Raw genomic sequence first — 20,010 nt, forward strand, 5'->3', positions numbered from 1 at the left:
AATATTATAATATTTCATTAAATATAAAAAATATATATTATTACTTATTAGTAGTTTTGAATAATAGGACAAATATAATAAAAATATATTACACTTTGAAATAGGTCTATGGAAATATTTATATATGTAGTTTATAAACCTTTTGATAATCAACATTTTTAAACATCAAAGTATATCTATTATTTAGTACTTAAGATAAATGATATAGAATGAAATGTAGGAAATTAAAATAAAAAATGTGTTTTTAATAATAATTATCAAAAAAAGAGGCAGATATGTTATTTCTAGGATTAGACGACTAGTAATATTTTAAAATAATTTTACAATAAAATATATTATGAACACAAGCTCCATAATAAATTATTTTATTTCAGATTTTGATAAATATATATCAAAAAGAAGGAGCATAATACAAGATTCTAGATATCTAGATGAAGAATATGTTCCAAATGAGATTAGATTTAGAGATACACAAAAAGAAATGATATTATATAATATTGGTGAATTTATAAATAGTAATGCAGGTAATAATCTATTTTTGTATGGTAGTACAGGTGCAGGTAAAACATTAATTGCTAGATTTATAAATAAAGGTATAAATGGTCTGGCAATCCAAAGAAAATTAAGATTAAAAGTTTCATATATTAATTGTAAATTAATATCCTCTAAAGATATAGATTATTATATATTTAAGAGAATTTATGAGGATCTAACGGATATAAATTTAAAATCCGGCATAAGGAAGCAAGAAATACACGAGAATATATATAGATATTTGGAATCTAGCGATAAGAAATTAATAATAATACTGGATGAAGCAGATTTTATATTAAATAATAATAGTTCTGACTTATTATATTTATTATTAAGAAATTACGACATAAATATATATAATAGAATAAAATTTGTATTTGTTGCAAATTCAATATCTTTTATGAATGATGTAGATCAAAGAGTAAAATCCTCATTATCTTCTACATTATATATTCATTTTACTCCATATAATTATTATGAATTAAAAGAGATATTAAAAGAGAGAGCAAAGAATGCGTTATACGAAAATTCAATATCCGAAGAAAATATAAATTATATAGCTGCAAAAATTGCCAAAAACTCTGGAGATGCAAGAGTTGGTATAAATATATTGAAGATGTCTGCCGAGATTGCTGCCAGTAAAAATAAAGAAAGGATAGATAGAGAAGATATAGATGAAGCTTTTGAAAATGTTGAACTAGATATAATAAATTCAATTATATATTCACTAAATAAAAATCAAAGGATAATTTTATTAAGTTTGTTAGATAGGCAGATAAGCAATAAAGGAGAATTTGTAACATTTACCGAACTATACGAAGAATATATAAAAAATATAGATAAGTTTGGTATGAAACCACTCGATAAGACGACCGTATATAAAAATCTGAAGACAATAGAATTAGTATTAGGAAATTTAGTAGAAACTTCAGTAGTATCTAAAGGTAGAGAAGGGTATAAAAAGATTATAAAAGTTATTGCAGATGAAGAAAATCTTATAAAGATGGATAATAAAATAAGAAAAGAGATATGAAAAAAGAGGATATAATTACTGAATTTTTAAAATATAATATTTTGGTTACTAAGGAAGCTATTGATATTTTAGAAAAATTATCTGATGATAGAATATATGATATAATAAAAAAAGCAGTTTCTGAAAATGCTGTAATAATAAATAAAGATGATTTAGTTGAATATAAAGAAGAGAAAAAAGAGAATAGTAAGGGTATATTATCATTCTTTTCTAATGAATCTAGGAAATATGAAGAAAATAAGGAAATTAATTTGAAAAATGATAATATAGATTTAAATATATCTATGAAAAAGATTTTGGAAAGGAAAGAAGATAATTTGAAGATAAAAAATGAAATAACTGTAGAAATACACAATAAAAAAGAAAAAAGAATAGGGGAAGAAATAGAGACAAATATAAAATTGTTAGATGATCAAACAAAAAAAATAAATATTTTAAAGAAGTTTGATATACAGAAAAATAAGGCGGATATCTCTTCCTGGGTATCTTATTATAAGTCTAGATTAAATAAGATTAAAAAGCATCTTAAAGAGCATGGAGAATTAAAAAATATATATGCATTGGACAAAATACCAGAAAATGAAGAAAATATAGGTATTGCCGGTATGATATATGATAAAAAGATTAAAGAAAATGGTATTTTGTATGTAATAGAAGATGGAAATAAGGTTATAAGAGTTTTTGTAAATAAGAATAAAGAAGATATAGATTTTAATCTAATTAAAAGCATTCCATTAGATTCTGTTATTGGTTTTGTTGGTGTGTATAAAAAGGGTATGTTTTTTGCAGACCAGGTAATATTTCCAGATGTACCTATGAAGAAGCCAAAAACATATGGAAATGATGATATATATATTGCATTTACAGGAGATTGGCAAATTGGAAATAAATACGCTATAGATACAATATTTGATAGATTTATTAAGTTCTTATATGGTAAAACAGAGAATGAAAAATTAAATGAATTGTCTAGGAAAATTGGATACTTATCTATTATAGGTGATGTAGTGGATGGTGTTGGAGTCTATCCAGAGCAAGAGAAAGAATTATTATTAAAAACATATGAACAACAGTATCAAAAGATGGACGAATATATAGTGTCTATGCCGGAAGATCTAAAAATTGCAATAATACCAGGTAATCATGATATACCTAGATTGGCAGAACCGCAGCCAGCACTTCCAAGATCTTTTTTAAGGCAATCATATCAATTAAAAAATGTTTATTATTTATCCAATCCATCTTATGTATCTTTTCATGATTCTATTACTACATTAATGTATCATGGATATGTACTAGATTGGTTAGTATCTGAAATACCAATATTAAGAGAGAGAGGAGGATATGAAAATCCTGGTGAATTAATGAAATTTTTATTAATGCTAAGATTAATAGCCCCTACTCATGGTGCAACACCATATATGCCATATTTTGATGAAGATCCACTGGTAATTGATGATATACCAGATATTTTTCATACAGGACACATCCATAGGGCTTCTTATGATACTTACAGGAGTGTAGATATGGTAAATTCTTCGACATTCCAAGATACTACTCCATATCAAAAAGAATTAGGTCATAAGCCTTTACCAGGTATTATATTTTTGAGAAATATAAAAGATGGGTCTGTATTAGCTGTTAATTTAAATGATTTAACAATACATAATATAAGGGATAAAATTATATAAAATATTTTGTGATTTATAATATATGAAAATAATAAAGGAAAATGACGAAGAAATGGAAATTGTATTCGAAAATGACAGACCAACAGTTTATATATTAATAAAAGAAGAATTAGATAAAGATAAAAATGTGATCATATCTGCATGGAAAGAAGATCATCCTTTATTAAAGAATATAAGTTTATATATAAAGACAGATAAAAACGAGAAACCGAGAAATGCGTTAATAAACGCTACCAAAAGGGCCATAGAAAGAGTTAATAATTTTAGTAAGGAGTATAATAAGATAATTAATGAAATTAGATAAAGTAGTTTTAGATACTTCTGTATTAATTGACGGTTATCTCACAGAATCTTTATTAAATAATAAAATATCTGTAGATGTAGTAATAATACCTGTACCTGCTATAGATGAACTGCAAGCCCAGGCAAATAAGAGATATGAAAAAGGATTTTTAGGTTTGAGGGAAATACAGAGAATAAGAGAACTATCAAAGCAATATAATTATAAGGTATTGATTTATGGCGAAAAACCAAATTTGGAACAGATAAAATTAGCAAAATCCGGATATATAGATTATTTGATACTAAAAGTTGCAATATCAAATAATGCGACTTTGCTAACATCAGATAAGGTATTATATGAAGTAGCAAAGGCATATAGTGCTCCTGTAATATATATAGAAAAGGAAAATATATCTGTAGATAAACCCCCGTTTTTAGATTTATTTACTGAGGATACAATGTCTGTACATATTATTGAAGGAGTTAAGGTAAAGAGAAAGAGGGGAAAACCTGGGGAATGGTACTTGGAGGAAGTAGATAAGATATATAATAAAGAAGAAATAGAGGATCTAATAGATCAAATATTATATATTTCTAGGAATAGATTTGATTCATTCATAGAACAAGAAAGAGAAGATAGCATTATAATACAATTATCCTCATTTAGGATTGTAATTGTAAAACCTCCATTATCTGATAGTTATGAGATTACTATTGTAAGACCAGTAAAAATATTGAAGATACAGGATTATAATTTAGATGAAAAAATATTGGGTAGGTTGAGGGATAAAGCAGAAGGTATTATAATTGTTGGTAGACCAGGTTCTGGTAAGACTACATTTGCTCAGGCATTGTCTGAATATTATTTAGAGATAAAAAAGATAGTTAAAACAATAGAAGCACCTAGAGATCTAAATCTATCGAAAGATATAATACAATATTCTAAAAAATCTTCTGATAAAAATGAAATACATGATATATTATTATTATCTCGACCGGATTATGTAATATTTGATGAAATGAGAAATACAGATGATTTCAATTTATATATAGATCTAAGATTAGCAGGCATTGGAATGATTGGTGTTTCTCATGCAGAAAGACCAATAGATATAATACATAGATTATTATCAAGAACTGAGCTCGGTTTAATACCACAGGTAATAGATACTATAATATTTATAGATAAAGGTACTATAAGTAAAATATATTATTTAAATATGGTGGTTAAGATACCAACAGGACTTAAAGAGGAAGATTTAACAAGACCTGTAGTAGAAATAAGAGATTTTATGACGGATAAGTTGGAATATGAGATATATACTTTTGGAGACGAGATAATTGTCTCACCTGTAAATAAAAAATCTTCAAAGTCTGGATTACAAAGATATTTAGAAGATATATTAAATTACGAATATAAAAGGAAGTATCAAAATATTATGATAGACGTGGGTGATGATAAAATTATATTTTATATACAGAAGAAATTGAAAGGAAGATTTATTAGAATGGAGAAACCTGTATTGATGAGCATAAAGAATAAATATAAATTGAGAATTGAAATAAAGCCAATAGAAATGGTACAAGATAATATAAATATAGATTATGAAATTGATGATAACTACATTATAATAAGGCTAGGTAATTATTTTAAGAAAAAAGATGTGGGTATATACATAGAAGGTAATCTATTAGGGCGATTTAAGGTGAATAAGAGGGGTAAGATAGTTATAAACAAGAAAGATGAAATAGGCAAGTACCTGGAAAATGCTATAAATTCAAACAAAAAAATAGAGATAAAATTAATATGAAGAGAATTGCAATTATTGATAAAGAGAAATGTAAGGCTCCTGAAAAATGTGATTATTTATGTATGAAATCATGTCCTATACAAAAAAATAATTTACCAATATTTAATATCTTAGAAAATAAAAAACCATCCATAGATGAGAGCTATTGTATTGGTTGTGGTATATGTGTTAAAAAGTGCCCGTTTGATGCTATAATTATAATTAATTTAACTAAAGAACCTGAAGATAGACCTGTATTTCAATATGGACCGAATACTTTTAGGTTGTATAGATTACCAGTAATTAAAGAAAATAATATCATTGGTATTATAGGCAGAAATGGAATAGGAAAAAGTACAGCAATAAATATTATTGCAGGACTATTAAAACCAAATTTCGGTTATTATGATAAAGATATAAGCAATGAGGAAATAATAAGGAATTTTAGAGGTTCAGAATTGCAAAAATACTTTCAAAGATTATATAATAAGGAAATAAATATATCTTACAAGCCTCAAGATATACTTAAAATAAAGAATTTATTCAAGAATTTGACTGTAAGAGAGTTTTTATCTAAAGTAGTAGATGTAAATTCATTATCAAAATATAATATAAATAATATATTAGATAGAAAAATAGAAAATTTATCTGGAGGAGAATTACAAAAGGTAATATATATCTATTCTGTATATAAAGAGCATAACTTATTATTAATAGATGAATTGACTAATTATCTAGATATATATGAAAGATTAAATATATTTAATGATTTAAGTGACAGAAAAGAAAATGATACAATAATAATTATAGATCACGATCTATTATTTTTAGACTCTATATCTGATATAGTTCATATAGTGTATGGAATTAGAAAAGCTTATGGAGTATTTTCGCATTCCATAGGTGCTAAAGAAGGAGTAAATCAATATTTAAATGGATTTATTAGAAGAGAGAATTTAAAGATAAGGGACAAGCCAATAAGACTGGATGTAAAAAGTTATACTGATATAAAATTAGGAAAAGATATTTTATATTGGGAAAATATTAATATAAATTTAGGAGGTTTTTCACTAGATGCAGAAAAAGGAAATATAAAAGAATATGAAATTCTTGGTATCATAGGCAGAAATGGAATAGGAAAAAGTACATTTATGAACGCCTTAGTGGGAGGAATAAGATATAATGGTACAATATCAAGGAATGTATCTATATCATATAAGCCACAATATTTTGAATTTAATGAAGATATAACTGTGAATCAATTTCTATCTAGATTCAATGATAAATATAGAACTGAATATAATGAATATTTAACAGAATTAGATATAAATAATATATTAGATAGAAAAATAGAAAATTTATCTGGAGGAGAGAGTCAATTATTGTATACATTTGCTACATTAATTAAAGATGCAGATCTTTATCTATTTGATGAACCATTTGCAAATTTAGATATAGAGCAAAGACTTTTATTGTCAAAAATAATAAGGGATATAATAAAAAGTAAGGGAAAGGCAGGTCTTATAATAGACCATGATTTATTATTTTTAAATTGGATTTCTGATAGAATCCTGGTATTTCTTGGAGAACCTGGTAAATATGGAAAGGTAAATGGACCATATGAAAATAAAGAAGCATTAAATTTATTCTTAAAAGAAGTAAATATAACTATGAGACTAGATAAGGAGACAAATAGACCGAGAATAAATAAATTGAATAGTAGGCTAGATCTTATACAAAAAGAAAAAGGTATCTATATAGAATAAAAAATTATTCTTTACTTTTTATAAATGTAAATACAGTGGTTCCACATACAGGACAGGTGCCTTTTATTGCTGGTCTTCCATTTTCTAGTTTTACCTCTTTAGGATTATTTACTTCTACCTTTTTCTTACATTTTACACAATATGCCATATATTTATTTTCAGCCATTAGATCTATTATTATAGCAATACTTATATATTTAATTGGTCAAAAATATATAAAAAATAAATTTACTAAAAATTATTATCTATTTTCATAATGATCATTTTTTATATTTAATATAAGATATATATTATCCATATAAATATCTACATTAATATTAAGTTCTCCAAATTTATTAATTATATTATCTATATCATAGTTATTAAATATCCATGCGTATGTATTTAAAAATTCTCCAACCTTCTCTAGATATTCTATTTCTTTGTTTAATTCTTCTAAATATTTTTTTTGTTCATTTATTATATTTAAGATCTTATTTTTTTGGTCGTTTAAGGTCTTTATTTTTTTATTTTCATTGGAACTATTATATATTTTTATAAAATAGTCATTTATATCATTTACAATATTAAAATCATCGTCAATTATAAGGTTTCCATCTCTTATATCTTTATATATATCATATATTTCCTTTATTTTATCATCTGGTAAATCTGCGGGCTTTATATCTTTATCTATATTTAATTTTTTTATAATGTATTCAGAATATTTTTTTCCTAAAGATAGATCCATAGCAATGGATCTGGCTATATCTTTCTTATCTGAGTTCTTTACTTTATTATAAAAAGAATCTATATCATAAAATACTTCAAAATTTTTCTTTGGTTTTTTGTATATCTCATTTTTATATATTTTTCTATAAACGAAATCTTTGTATTTATTTGAATATAATATTTTATCCTCTTTGTCTGTTATTATTATAAGTCCATTTGGTATCAATTCTATATAGATCTTTTTTTCATCTTCTATTCTAATTATTTTATCGTCTTCTATATATATATTTATCCTTTTATTTTGAAAATCTTTTTTTAATCTTAATATAAAATTATTTATTTCATCTCTATCTTTAATATTATATAAAAATATTATATTTCCAGGTATTATATATAAGTATCTTTTATCTAGACCTGGTTTATATATCTCAAATATAATCCCATCTTCTTTGTTATATATATTTTTTATTACAGAACCATTTATTTTATCTTTATAACTGTTATACCATGCTAGTATTTCAAAGTAGTTTACCATTATTTATATTTTTCGCCAATTATTATATATTTTTTATATAGTAATTTTTTTATCTTTATTTTTTTTATTTTTATTCCATGATATCTCAATAATTCTACAATCTCTTCTATACTTTTCTCCACATCTTTAGAATCGATAATATCTGTATATACTATTGATATAAATTTACCATTTTCTTTCAATGTCTTATATATGTTTTTTACAAAAACATATTTATTTATGATAAATTTTAGATTTTCATATATTATTATTAGATCTATATTATTATATAGGAATTTTGGGATCTCATCTTTCTTAGCAATATGTAAGTAATAATTGTCTAAATTAGCTACTTTTTTTGATAATCTATCAATTATATCCTTGGATATATCTATAGCATATACCTTTACATTGAAATTCTTTGCTATATCTATTGATATATCCCCAGAGAAAGGTCCAAAATCTAATATATTATAATTTTCTTTTACAAAACTTTCTATTATCTGTATATCCTTTTTATAAAATATTTTTCTATATAGATATGGGATAAAATATAATTTAGAAAAATAAAACTTTATTAATTTTTTATTCTTTTTCCATTCTAATTTTAATGATAATAATAATATTATAATTATAGTGATTATAGTAAATATTATACTATCTGTATTTGATGATAAATAATAAAAAGAAAAATAAATAAACAATGTTAATGAAAATATAGCCAAAAACAATTTCAACATTCTATTTCTATTAAAATATTTTGAAGTTACTTTAATTTTGATATAGGAAATAATATATATAATATATATAATTAGTATGGATACAGAAAAAAATGACAATATATTATTTACATTGGTAAATGTGGATAATGTAAATATCAGTATTGTAGATATGGAAAAAATAATATATGGGGAGTTATATTTATTCTTTTCAGATATTGTAGATGTTATTAAGTTTTCTTCAGCTAAATTATTTATTATGAAATTACTAGTATAGTACCATATGTATATATTTAATATACCAAAGGGTAGAAAGTAATATATCAAGTATGGATAGTATAAAGTATTAAATAGGCTAATAAAAGATATATAAGAAATTATCAATAATATAGAGATTATTAATGTTCCAATAAAAGTTACATTTCCAAGTATCCTATTATTATTATAATCTGAATAATATGTTAAGATATCTATTCCAGAAAATATGGATATATTATATATTAGTGTAAATATTAATGGATTTATATTATCTGCTACCTTTATATTGAATTTAAATGAAAATATAGAGAATATAAATATAATAATAATGAAAATTAGACTTATTATTGCGATATTGTCTATATATCTGCTGTTTATATTTATATTATAATAGGCCATTATAAAGAAAATACCAATTATAATATATGGCAATATAATTAATAAAGGATTTATTAGTGTAACTAGATTTTTAATTAATATGATCTCAGTAGCAATGGTAATTATTGTAGAAAGATAATAAAATATTCCAGAAATAACTTCTAAATGTTTTGATATTTTTGATATATAATGAAATAAACCTAATTTATTTGGGTCTCTTGTAATAGAATCTCTTATTAAACATGATAATATTATGAATGATATTATAACTGGAGTTGATAATAATAAAAATGATATTATATCTATATTATATGATTTAATATATAATAATATAAGGGGAATTTCAGGTATAAATACTGATGATATAAATATAATTAGGTATCTTATGCTCTTATTTTTCATTTATAAAAAAGGTGTACATCTGATAATATAAGGATTTTAATTTTACTACTTTTCAATGATACTATTTAAAAATATTAAATATACAATTTTTACATGAAATTGGGGGTCTCTATAAATCATTATCAAATTACAAATAATTTCCCAGTAAAAACTAATTTAGATAAATTATTATGGTTAATAAGGAAACCTGATAAGAATATAGAGATAAATGAAACTTTTGCAGAAAAAATGTCTTTAGAAGGCTATAATAAAAATCTCAGATTTTCTATAATACCGAGCTATAATAATTATAAGGAATTTTTTCAAGAATTAAAAAATTATAATATAAATTTAACTTTATGTCTAGATCATTTTTATATATGGGATTATAATATTGGTTCTTTATTTGATAAGAATCATTCGAAGAATTTAATAAAAATATTAGATGGAAAAAAGGAAATATTTAATTATTCTAAATATATAGAGCCCGTGAATGAGCCACAATTATATATATTTTTAAAATCATTTGGAATTATAGATAATGTAGAGTTTATAAAGACTTTAACTACAAATCCATATAAATTTTATAAAAGGCTGGATATAGCTATAGATAATATAAAAGAATTAACAAATTACCTTTATGATGAATGTAAAAAAGAAAAATATATAATAAATTCATATTATCATTTTGATTTAGTCAATTTAGGAAAAATATTATATATATTTTATCCATTTTTTAAAAAATTAGAAGATTTAAATAAAGAATTACCAGGACATTATATAGGATGGCATTATTATGGTTCTATAGGTATTTTAAGGGGTTTAAATTTTTATAGAGATCTAGATATTATAAATCCTTATAAGATTTCTATTAATAGATTTAAAAAAATCATAGATTATATAAAGGATAAGTATAAAAAAGATATAATAATAACTGAAATTGGTTTAAGTGCTAATAATAAAAAACAAGAAGTTGATAGATACAATATTTTGACTAAAATGATAGAAGTAGCCAGAAACTCAGGAGCAAAAGAAGTATATATATGGTCTATAATGGATAATTTTGAATTTCAATCTGGTTATTCAAAAAAATTCGGCATATTCTATGATATAGATCTCCATAAAAAGTATCTATATTATCCATGGCTAGATGTTTTTAAAAAATATAATTAAATATTATTAAGACAAAACAATAAATATATTTTATGTTAATAATTGCAGAGAAGCCATCGGTGGCAAGGAAAATATCTTCATTTCTATCAAATAATCATTTTAAAATTATAAAATTTACAAGAACAATATCTTTTTATTATTTCAAGAAAGATAATAAAAATATATATGTTTTACCAGCTATTGGACATTTATATACAATATCAGATATAAATAGAAAATTTGATTATCCAGCATTTAAATATCAATGGGTTCCTTCTTATTATGAAGATAGAATATTAGCAAAAAAATATTATATTGCAATGTTTAATAAATTTAAAAATGAGAAAGAAGTAGTTGTAGCTACAGATTATGATATAGAAGGAGAATTAATAGGTTATAATATTTTAAGATTTGCATTAAATAATCTAAATGCAAAAAGAATGATATTCTCTGCAATAACTTATACAGATATACTAAGAGCATATAATAATCTAGGTCCTATAAACTATGGATATTATTTAGCAGGTGAAACTAGGCATATAGTTGATTGGTTATATGGTATAAATTTATCAAGAGCATTAACTAAAGCAGTTAGGCATTATAATAAAAATATTATATTAAGTATGGGAAGGGTACAGGGTCCTACATTAAAATTAGCTTTTATTAGAGAAAAAGAAATTGAAAACTTTAAACCAGAGGAATATTATACAATAAATTTAATAGTAGAAAAAGATAATAATCAATTAAAATTTAAGTACATAAAAGAAAGATTAAATTCTAGGGAGGAAGCAAAGAAAATAAAAGAAGGCTTAGGAGAATATTTGAATGTGATAGATATAATAAGAAAAGATTTGAATGTAGATCCGCCACACCCTTATAATTTGACAGATATACAATTAGATAGTTATAGATATTATAAAATAAATCCTAAAAATACATTAAGCGTATTACAAAAATTATATGAGAAAGGATATATATCATATCCTAGAACCTCTTCTCAAAAAATACCAGATACTATAAATTATAAAGATATATTAAATAGATTATATTTCTTTGATCAATATAAGAAATATATAGATCCATTATTAGATAAGAAAATATTAAGACCGAATAATGGTAAAAAAGATGATGTACATCCAGCGATATATCCTACAGGATTAATACCAAAAAATCTGGATAAATTAGAAAGGCTATTGTATGATCTAATTGTAAGAAGATTTATAGCAACTTTTTCTGATAAATCTGAAGAAATATTATATTATATAAAAACAAAAGAAGATTTTTATTACAATTATAAAGAAATAAAATATAAGGGATGGATGGATATATATTGGATCTTTTTAAAGGAACAATATAGAAATTATAATTTTTATAAAGGAGAAAAATTGAAGATATTAAAAATAGATATTAGAAAATCTAAAACGAAGCCACCTACTAGATATAATCAAGCTTCATTATTGAAAAAGATGGAAGAATTAAATCTAGGTACAAAATCTACAAGAGCAGAAATATTAAATATATTATTTAAGAGAGGGTATCTTTATGGAAGATCTATATATATTACTGATTTGGGAAGGGAAATAATATATATATTTGATAAATATTATCCCGAGATATTAAATATAGAGTTAACTAGAAAAATAGAAGAAAAATTAAATAAATTACAAGATAGACCAGATGAAAGTATGAAAGAAGGTATAATCAATAATATTATAGAAATATTATCTAATTTATTGTCTGATTTTAAAAGCAAAGAAGAACTAATTGGAAAAGAGATATATGAAGTTATAAAGAAGAATTATAAATAACTAATTATCTCATTTAATATTTCTTCAGGTTTTTTGGATGCATCAATATATCTTATATTATCTTCTGGAAATATCTCTTTTAGTTTTAAGAAATTATCTCTAACTTTATTTAATATTCCTAATCTTTCATAATAAGTTTTGTATTCTCCTCTTTTTTCTATCCTCTCTATAGCATCTTCTGGAGATATATCTAGTATAAATGTTATATCAGGTTTTATAATATATTTACTTATTTCTTTCAACCAATTTATATCTATATTATATATTAATTGGTATGAAAATGTAGAATATAATGTTCTATCTGATATTACGATATAGCCTTCCTCTATCCTTTTCTTTAATTCTATATTCTGTATCTGCCTATCTGCAGTAAATAATAGTGCCAATATATACCCAGAATCATCGCTATTATTATCCATATATTCTAATATTATATCCCTAAGTTGATCTGGTTCTTTTTTTACATATACTTTATATTTATTCTCTAAATGATTTTTTAATAAATTTGTAATTGTACTTTTACCAGCCCCATCTATTCCATCTATACCAATATATTTTTTCATTAGTATTTATTTAAAAACTAGATTTATATTTATTCTAAGCCAATTATATCCCCAATTTTAGGATTATATGTTTGAATGTTAAATTTTCTATATATAGAATATGATAGTTCTCTTGTTTTTTCTTCTTCTCCATGTATTATTAGTGCTTGTTTTGGTCTTGGTTTCAAATATTTGATAAATGCTAATGTCTCCCCTCTATCTGCATGACCTGAGAATCCTTCATATCTATTTACCTTCATCTTTATATCTATTTTATTGTTATTTATCATTACTTGTCTTTCTCCAGATAATATTCTCCTACCTAGTGTTCCCTCTGCTTGATATGAAACAAATGCCAATAAATTTCGTTCATCTCCTGCTGCATAATAGAAATAATCTAGTATTGGGCCTCCCTGCATCATACCTGATGTTGCTATAATTATTGCTGGTTCTTTAGAGCTAATTATCTCTTGTCTATCTTTTTTAATAGCTCTTATTACATTTTCTCTTTCAAAAGGATTCATATTTGTTTCTATTTTCCCTCTTATTTCTTTACTTAAAAATTCAGGATATGCTGTATGTATCATTGATGTTTCCCATACAATACCTTCTATATATATTTTTATTTCTGGTAATAATTTGTTATCTATGGCATCCAGTAATGTTAATAATACATCTTGTCCTCTTCCGACAGCTAATACTGGTATTAAAACCTTTCCTCCCTTCTCTATGGTTTCTTTTATATCATGTATAAATATACTCTCAGTTTCTTCTCTAGATGCGTGTTTGTCATTTATTCCACCATATGTACTCTCTATCAGTAATGTTTCTAATCTTTGAAATCTTGTATTTGGTCTTTCTAATAATTTTGTAGGATTGAATCTGTAATCGCCGGTATATAATAAATTATGCTTTCCCTCAATATTTAAATGCACCATTGACGCTCCTAGGATATGATTTGCATTATGTAATGTTAATTTTAGATCTGATGCTATATCTGTTACTTCTCCATAATTTATTGTTATTGTATGCTTTAGAAATTCTTTTATATCTCTTATTGTATATAATGCATTTTTATTTTGCCTATTGCTTACTTTTAAATAATCTAATAATACTAAAGCAGCAATATCTCTTGTAGGTTCAGTTAGATAAACAGGACCCCTCCAGCCAATTCTAAATAAATATGGTATGAATCCAACATGATCTAAATGTGCATGTGATATAATTACAGCATCTAATTTTTGTATATCTAGTTCTGGTATATTTATAAAAGGATATTTATCTTCAGAGTAATTACCTGCCCCGAGGCCAGAATCTAGTAATATATTACTTTCTTTTGTCTGTAGTAAAAAAGAAGATCTACCAACTTCTCTACCTGCACCTAAAACTATCAATCTATAATAATTTAATTTTTCTGGCTTTTTTTCTAATATCTTTAATCCTATATTATTCAGAAACTCGGACTTATATAAAGAATTTTTATGTAAGTATGATCTTATAACATTTATAATCTTTGAAGATCTTAATGGAGCTCTTTGTATTATTACATTACAGAGAGTTTCTTTTCTTATAATATTTATTAGGTCTATATTTATTGATTGTGGCTCGTAAGTTTCTATATATACTGTAGACCTATGCCTTTCAATATATACATCCTTTATTTTTATATTTTGTAATATATTATGTATTTTACTCTTTATTTTTTCATCTTCATCTAATAATTTTGGATCGACTCTTATTTCTATCCTCTTTTTAATCCTCATTGCGATTTCTTTGCCAAGTTCTAGCCCATTCTTAAATAATTCTATATTTTTTACATATATTATTATCTTTGCTCCCTCGTACTTTATCTTACTTATCTCCTTTTGATCTAATATACTAAATATTTCTTCTTGAACATTCATCATAAATCTAAAACTGAATATCTTAGTTTGTATAAGAAATATTTAAAAAATTATTTTTGTTTTTCTACAGCTTCTTTTATCTCAAATATCTCTCTATTAATTCCTTGGTCTGTTAATGTCCATATCTCTATTCCTCCACCAGAACCCAAGTCTCTTCTTGTTGCAGCATATACAGCTTTTTTTGCTACTTCTTTTGCTTCTTCTAGTGTCATTTCCTTCTTATATTCAGTCTCTAATACACCTAATGCGTATATCATTCCAGAACCTGTTGCGGTAAAATCTTCAAAGTCTTCTACTCCTCCAGCCTCATCTATTGAATATATACCATATCCTTTTTCATCTTTACCTACCAAGATGATTTCTGTAAAAAATGGCGTCCATTTATAATAATTCATTAATGTTGCTAAGAAATTTGCAGCTTCTCCTACGCTTACATCATTCTTTGATCTTAGTTTCTTTAATTTTAAATTTGCTCTTAATACATTTAATAAAGTTCTTATATCCCCTACCAAACCTGCTCCACCAAATAATATATTTTCAGTGATCTGATGTATTTTTTGTGTTTTTCTATGATATACCATAAATCCTGCCGTTGTCTGTCTATCTGCAGCAATTATTACCCCATCTTTAAATTTTAATGCAATTATAGTTGTTCCAGATTCCTCCTTCATAGGATTATAGATGTCAGATATACTTATAAACTCTATTTAGAATATTTTTTTATTACTTTTTCTTGAAAATCTAGTATGATCTTATTTACATCCTCATATATCTCTTTTATATCTTTTTTTATCCCTTTTAGACCAGCACAGACAAATTCTCCATTCTTAAATACATTGAATGTTACTTCATAATCATCAGATATAGTATACGGGACGATTGCTGCTGGGAATGCTTCTGGATTGTATGTACTTCCTTCGACTCTATCTGCTAGTTCAACAATATTTACATTATCCACATCAAACTTTCCATTTACTACAATATTTTGTAATTTTATTTTATACTCTTGAGGTAATTTTATACCTATCTCCTCAAATTTTTCTCTGAATGTTTTTATTATATCTTCTAGTTCATTTATATTCTTTAATCCAGCAATATTTATTGTTCCACTATTAAATATCAAAGCTTTTATATTTCCATTTCTTAATGGTAATATCAATCCAGGGAATGTTTCAGGATCATAAGAGGAATAAGGTAAGCTATTTGCTATCTTATCTAATGGTAGCCTTATATTAAAATATAATGTAGCAACTATATTGGAAACATCCCATTTAACCATTTTATAATAATTTTAAAAAACTTTATAAAATATTTATATTATAGAAAAATTCCATTTCATATATACTTTCTGAGCGATTTAAAGAGTCTTTTGAATCTTTTATGGTAATTGTAGAGTCCGTTTCTTTTTCTAAGTTATCTTTGTATTTTAATATTATATCCTTAACTTTATTATCAGAATATATTTCTATTTTGGCTCTTTGTCCTTTTCTTAGCTTATTTTCCTTTCTTATATCTTGTATTCTCCTTCTAATTTCTCTATAGAGCCATTCTTCCTCTAATTCTGGATAGCTATTTATGTCATATCCAATTTTAATATCATTTAGTTCTATATAGTCTTTGTCAGGGTCCTGATATATTATTTCTTTTACATTTAAATAATCCTTTATTAATTGATTTATATCTTTATTATTTATTAGACTTAATAATGCTTCTGAAAAGCTTTTAGAATATATATATATTGATTTTAAAGGTTTTCTAATATTTATTTTTAATTCATTTCTTAATCTTAACCCGGTTTCTATTATATAATTGAATAATTCATGTTCTTCTTCTATTTTATCATTAATTAACTCTTCATTAACTTTGTATATGTCTATTAATAATATTGATTCTTCATTAAGTTTATACTCTTCTCTTAATTTTTGATATATATATTCTGATATATGTGGCACTATTATAGCGCTTATATTTAATATTTCTAGTAATGATCTATATATTATATATAGTACAGTTTCCGGATCTTGCTTTATCCTTTCCCTTACAGATTTTATATAAAATCTAGATAGTTCATTTATCATCTTTTGTAATATTCTTCCAGATTCCCATATATTGAATTGATCTAGATTATAATATATGTCTCTCTTACTTCTTTCAATTAAGTTTAGGATATATCCATCTTCCCACCTAAATTTATTTATATTTAATTTTGCAGGATTTATATTATAATATCTTGAATATTCTATTAAATATGTATATATGTTTATTAATATATTTAATGACTGGTATCTGGTCTTTAAATCTTCCCATTTAAATGCTATATCCTGATATGCTTCTACTATAGTTCCCAAATATAATCTTAATGCATCTGAACCATATTTATCTATTACTTCATAAGGTGACACTCCATTTCCCAAAGATTTAGACATTTTTCTTCCAAGTGCATCATTTACATATCCTCCTACATATACATTTCTATATGGTATATCGTCATAATATAATTCTCCTAGTACTGCCAGTGAATAGAACCAGCCCTTTATTTGATCATAATTTTCTGTTATAAAATCTACAGGATAATTATTTGTTGCAAATGTTGCAGAACCTGAATCAACCCACACATCTATTACGTCAGGTATTCTTTTCATTTCTTCTCCACATATATAGCACTTGAATGTATATTTGTCTACATGAGGTCTATGGAGATTATAATTGTATAAATATATTATTTCATAATCTCTATTACCATATGATCTTACATAATATAACTCATTTAAATCTTTTAATAAATCTTTATTAAAGTTATTTACTATAATAATATCATTATTATTATATTTATTGAATATATTTATTATTTCTTCTTTTGATTTTATATCTTTTTCGTAGATAAACTCCCTATTATGGTATCTTTTTAGCATTTTTTCTGCATAATCATTGTATTTTATTATTATATATATTTTCTTAAATTCTTTACCTGTTAGATTACTTAGTTCTTCTAAATCTCTTACAAATTTTGTATGACCGTTTTTATCTCTCCATATCGGTAATGTTAGTCCCCAAAATCTTTGTCTAGAAATTACCCAATCTGGTGCACTTTTTATAATATTTACGAATCCATTTTTTGCAGCTTCAGATATAAATTTGACTTTTTCTACATCCAATAATAATTTTTCCTTCATCTTAGCTACATTTATAAACCATTGAAATGTAGTTCTTATTATCGCTTTTGTTCTGCATCTCCAACATATTGGATAATCGTGTTCATACCATTCAAAGTATAATAGTGCTTTCTTTTCTATTAATTTTTTTATAAATTCATAATCATCTTTCTTAGCTTTTAAGTCATTAAAATATGGTAATTCTTTTATAGTACCAGTTTCGTCAGTTGTATTAAATGCAGATACATTATACTTTCTTCCTACTTCATAATCCTCCGGACCACAGCCGGGAGCAGCATGAACCAATCCTGTACCTTCCAGAGAATTTACATATTCCTTTGATAACCATAATCTAAATGCACCTGCCTCTTTATTTCTTATATTATCTAGATATGTATTTAATTCTTCATAAAATACAGGATAATATTCTTCGAATTCTAGATCTTTTCCATCATATTCTTCTATAATCTCATAATTTATATTTAATTTATTTATTAATCTTTCTAATGCATCTTTTGCTATTATCCAATATTCATAATTATCCTCTTTTTCTATATCCATCCTTAATGTTTTATGATTATTATAATCTAATTCTAACTCTTTTATATATACTCTTGGAACCTTTATCTTAACATATTTTAATTCTGGATTTATCATAATTCCAAGATTATATACTAAAGTCCATGGGGTAGTTGTCCATATTATAAAATAAGTGTCTTTTATATTTTTAGATTTAAATTTTACATATATAGCATTATCTATCGATTTTTTATACATGGGGTCTTCATATCCTAGCTCTATCTCTTGTTTTGACAATGTAGTCTGACATCTTGGACACCACCAAACAGGTTTCTTATCTTCATATACCAAATTTTTTTCATATCCTCTAGCTAAGGCTTCCCATACTTTCTCTATATACTCGTTTGTAATCGGTAGATATGGGTTGTCTGTATCTACCCAATGTGCAATATCTTCATAAAATTTTGAAAATTCATTCATAGACCCATATGCAAAATTAAAACACTCTCTAATGAAGTTTTCTACACCAATTTCATATATTTCTCTTTTATCTTTTAATTTTAATTTTTCTTCTACTTTTTCTTCTATTGGTAAACCATGCATATCAAAACCTGCTTGATTTTTTATATTATATCCTTTTTTATTATAATATCTAATTATTATATCCTTCATTGTCCTATTGAATGCATGTCCTATATGCGGCATACCTGTTGTATATGGTGGACCTTCCAAAAACTTGAAGGTTTCTTTATTTATATTCCTTAAAATCCATTTTTCATATATAAAGTTTTCTCTCCAGAATTTCCTCACTTCTTCTTCTAAACTCTTATTCCAATTTATGTTCATAGATCCGATAGTTATCCATAAATTTATATT

Annotated in this window: 15 protein-coding genes; 7 read left to right on the forward strand and 8 right to left on the reverse strand. The window is 24.4% G+C overall.

Going from position 1 to position 20,010, the window contains the following annotated elements; translation table 11 throughout:
- The first annotated feature begins 337 nt into the window (after positions 1-337).
- From MJ2HA_RS00005 to MJ2HA_RS00025, 5 genes are read left to right on the forward strand one after another with little or no spacing between them, the layout of a single operon-like run.
- Positions 338-1,567, forward strand: a complete 1,230-nt coding sequence (locus tag MJ2HA_RS00005; protein WP_258393224.1) for a Cdc6/Cdc18 family protein — start codon at positions 338-340, stop codon at positions 1,565-1,567.
- The gene (locus tag MJ2HA_RS00010; protein WP_258393225.1) at positions 1,564-3,258 is read left to right on the forward strand and encodes a metallophosphoesterase; all 1,695 of its coding nucleotides are present in this window, start codon (positions 1,564-1,566) and stop codon (positions 3,256-3,258) included. The genes MJ2HA_RS00005 and MJ2HA_RS00010 overlap by 4 nt, the downstream gene beginning before the upstream one ends.
- A gap of 22 nt (positions 3,259-3,280) precedes the next feature.
- Complete coding sequence (locus MJ2HA_RS00015) at positions 3,281-3,562, forward strand: RpoL/Rpb11 RNA polymerase subunit family protein (protein ID WP_258393226.1); 282 nt, start codon at positions 3,281-3,283, stop codon at positions 3,560-3,562.
- A complete protein-coding gene (locus MJ2HA_RS00020) occupies positions 3,549-5,351 on the forward strand; it encodes an ATPase, T2SS/T4P/T4SS family (protein WP_258393227.1) in 1,803 nt (600 codons plus the stop codon). Before MJ2HA_RS00015 ends, MJ2HA_RS00020 begins: the two co-directional genes overlap by 14 nt.
- Entirely contained in the window at positions 5,348-7,096 is a 1,749-nt protein-coding gene (locus MJ2HA_RS00025) for a ribosome biogenesis/translation initiation ATPase RLI (protein WP_258393228.1), read from the forward strand. The genes MJ2HA_RS00020 and MJ2HA_RS00025 overlap by 4 nt, the downstream gene beginning before the upstream one ends.
- A gap of 4 nt (positions 7,097-7,100) precedes the next feature.
- Here MJ2HA_RS00025 and MJ2HA_RS00030 read toward each other — a convergent pair whose 3' ends face one another.
- The 3 genes from MJ2HA_RS00030 to MJ2HA_RS00040 all read right to left on the reverse strand — a co-directional run bounded on the left by MJ2HA_RS00030 (position 7,101) and on the right by MJ2HA_RS00040 (position 10,078).
- Positions 7,101-7,262: a DUF5679 domain-containing protein gene (locus MJ2HA_RS00030; RefSeq protein WP_258393229.1), complete on the reverse strand. Its 162-nt coding sequence runs from the start codon at positions 7,260-7,262 to the stop codon at positions 7,101-7,103.
- A 75-nt stretch (positions 7,263-7,337) separates the two neighbouring features.
- Positions 7,338-8,342 carry a putative RqcH family protein gene (locus MJ2HA_RS00035; RefSeq protein ID WP_258393230.1) on the reverse strand — a complete coding sequence of 335 codons (1,005 nt, stop codon included), beginning with the start codon at positions 8,340-8,342 and terminating at the stop codon, positions 7,338-7,340.
- The gene (locus tag MJ2HA_RS00040; RefSeq protein WP_258393231.1) at positions 8,342-10,078 is read right to left on the reverse strand and encodes a class I SAM-dependent methyltransferase; all 1,737 of its coding nucleotides are present in this window, start codon (positions 10,076-10,078) and stop codon (positions 8,342-8,344) included. The genes MJ2HA_RS00035 and MJ2HA_RS00040 overlap by 1 nt, the downstream gene beginning before the upstream one ends.
- A 93-nt stretch (positions 10,079-10,171) precedes the next feature.
- Between MJ2HA_RS00040 and MJ2HA_RS00045 the strand changes: the two genes are divergently transcribed.
- Positions 10,172-11,230: a family 1 glycosylhydrolase gene (locus tag MJ2HA_RS00045; RefSeq protein ID WP_258393232.1), complete on the forward strand. Its 1,059-nt coding sequence runs from the start codon at positions 10,172-10,174 to the stop codon at positions 11,228-11,230.
- A gap of 32 nt (positions 11,231-11,262) precedes the next feature.
- Positions 11,263-13,017, forward strand: a complete 1,755-nt coding sequence (gene topA, locus MJ2HA_RS00050; protein WP_258393233.1) for a DNA topoisomerase I — start codon at positions 11,263-11,265, stop codon at positions 13,015-13,017.
- Here topA and tmk read toward each other — a convergent pair.
- From tmk to ileS, 5 genes are read right to left on the reverse strand one after another with little or no spacing between them, the layout of a single operon-like run.
- Positions 13,008-13,580, reverse strand: a complete 573-nt coding sequence (gene tmk / locus MJ2HA_RS00055; RefSeq protein ID WP_258393234.1) for a dTMP kinase — start codon at positions 13,578-13,580, stop codon at positions 13,008-13,010. The genes topA and tmk overlap by 10 nt on opposite strands.
- Before the next feature lie 29 nt (positions 13,581-13,609).
- Positions 13,610-15,463, reverse strand: a complete 1,854-nt coding sequence (locus MJ2HA_RS00060; protein WP_258393235.1) for a beta-CASP ribonuclease aCPSF1 — start codon at positions 15,461-15,463, stop codon at positions 13,610-13,612.
- A gap of 50 nt (positions 15,464-15,513) precedes the next feature.
- Positions 15,514-16,134: an Ntn hydrolase family protein gene (locus MJ2HA_RS00065; RefSeq protein ID WP_258393236.1), complete on the reverse strand. Its 621-nt coding sequence runs from the start codon at positions 16,132-16,134 to the stop codon at positions 15,514-15,516.
- Between the two features lie 32 nt (positions 16,135-16,166).
- Complete coding sequence (locus MJ2HA_RS00070; RefSeq protein WP_258393237.1) at positions 16,167-16,742, reverse strand: TBP family protein; 576 nt, start codon at positions 16,740-16,742, stop codon at positions 16,167-16,169.
- A gap of 22 nt (positions 16,743-16,764) precedes the next feature.
- Positions 16,765-19,980, reverse strand: coding sequence for an isoleucine--tRNA ligase (ileS, locus tag MJ2HA_RS00075; RefSeq protein WP_258393238.1), 3,216 nt, complete (start codon positions 19,978-19,980; stop codon positions 16,765-16,767).
- Between the last annotated feature and the right edge of the window lie 30 nt (positions 19,981-20,010).

Source organism: Nanobdella aerobiophila, from assembly GCF_023169545.1.
Lineage (GTDB): Archaea > Nanobdellota > Nanobdellia > Nanobdellales > Nanobdellaceae > Nanobdella > Nanobdella aerobiophila.

Bases quoted from the DNA above. Each gene is read 5' to 3' on its own strand.
- MJ2HA_RS00020 (WP_258393227.1), top strand. From the start codon at position 3,549: ATGAAATTAGATAAAGTAGTTTTAGATACTTCTGTATTAATTGACGGT.
- ileS (WP_258393238.1), bottom strand. From the start codon at position 19,980: ATGAACATAAATTGGAATAAGAGTTTAGAAGAAGAAGTGAGGAAATTC.
- MJ2HA_RS00070 (WP_258393237.1), bottom strand. From the start codon at position 16,742: ATGGTTAAATGGGATGTTTCCAATATAGTTGCTACATTATATTTTAAT.
- MJ2HA_RS00030 (WP_258393229.1), bottom strand. From the start codon at position 7,262: ATGGCTGAAAATAAATATATGGCATATTGTGTAAAATGTAAGAAAAAG.
- MJ2HA_RS00025 (WP_258393228.1), top strand. From the start codon at position 5,348: ATGAAGAGAATTGCAATTATTGATAAAGAGAAATGTAAGGCTCCTGAA.
- MJ2HA_RS00015 (WP_258393226.1), top strand. From the start codon at position 3,281: ATGAAAATAATAAAGGAAAATGACGAAGAAATGGAAATTGTATTCGAA.
- MJ2HA_RS00040 (WP_258393231.1), bottom strand. From the start codon at position 10,078: ATGAAAAATAAGAGCATAAGATACCTAATTATATTTATATCATCAGTA.
- MJ2HA_RS00060 (WP_258393235.1), bottom strand. From the start codon at position 15,463: ATGAATGTTCAAGAAGAAATATTTAGTATATTAGATCAAAAGGAGATA.
- MJ2HA_RS00045 (WP_258393232.1), top strand. From the start codon at position 10,172: ATGAAATTGGGGGTCTCTATAAATCATTATCAAATTACAAATAATTTC.
- MJ2HA_RS00005 (WP_258393224.1), top strand. From the start codon at position 338: ATGAACACAAGCTCCATAATAAATTATTTTATTTCAGATTTTGATAAA.
- MJ2HA_RS00035 (WP_258393230.1), bottom strand. From the start codon at position 8,342: ATGGTAAACTACTTTGAAATACTAGCATGGTATAACAGTTATAAAGAT.
- MJ2HA_RS00065 (WP_258393236.1), bottom strand. From the start codon at position 16,134: ATGAAGGAGGAATCTGGAACAACTATAATTGCATTAAAATTTAAAGAT.
- MJ2HA_RS00010 (WP_258393225.1), top strand. From the start codon at position 1,564: ATGAAAAAAGAGGATATAATTACTGAATTTTTAAAATATAATATTTTG.
- topA (WP_258393233.1), top strand. From the start codon at position 11,263: ATGTTAATAATTGCAGAGAAGCCATCGGTGGCAAGGAAAATATCTTCA.
- tmk (WP_258393234.1), bottom strand. From the start codon at position 13,580: ATGAAAAAATATATTGGTATAGATGGAATAGATGGGGCTGGTAAAAGT.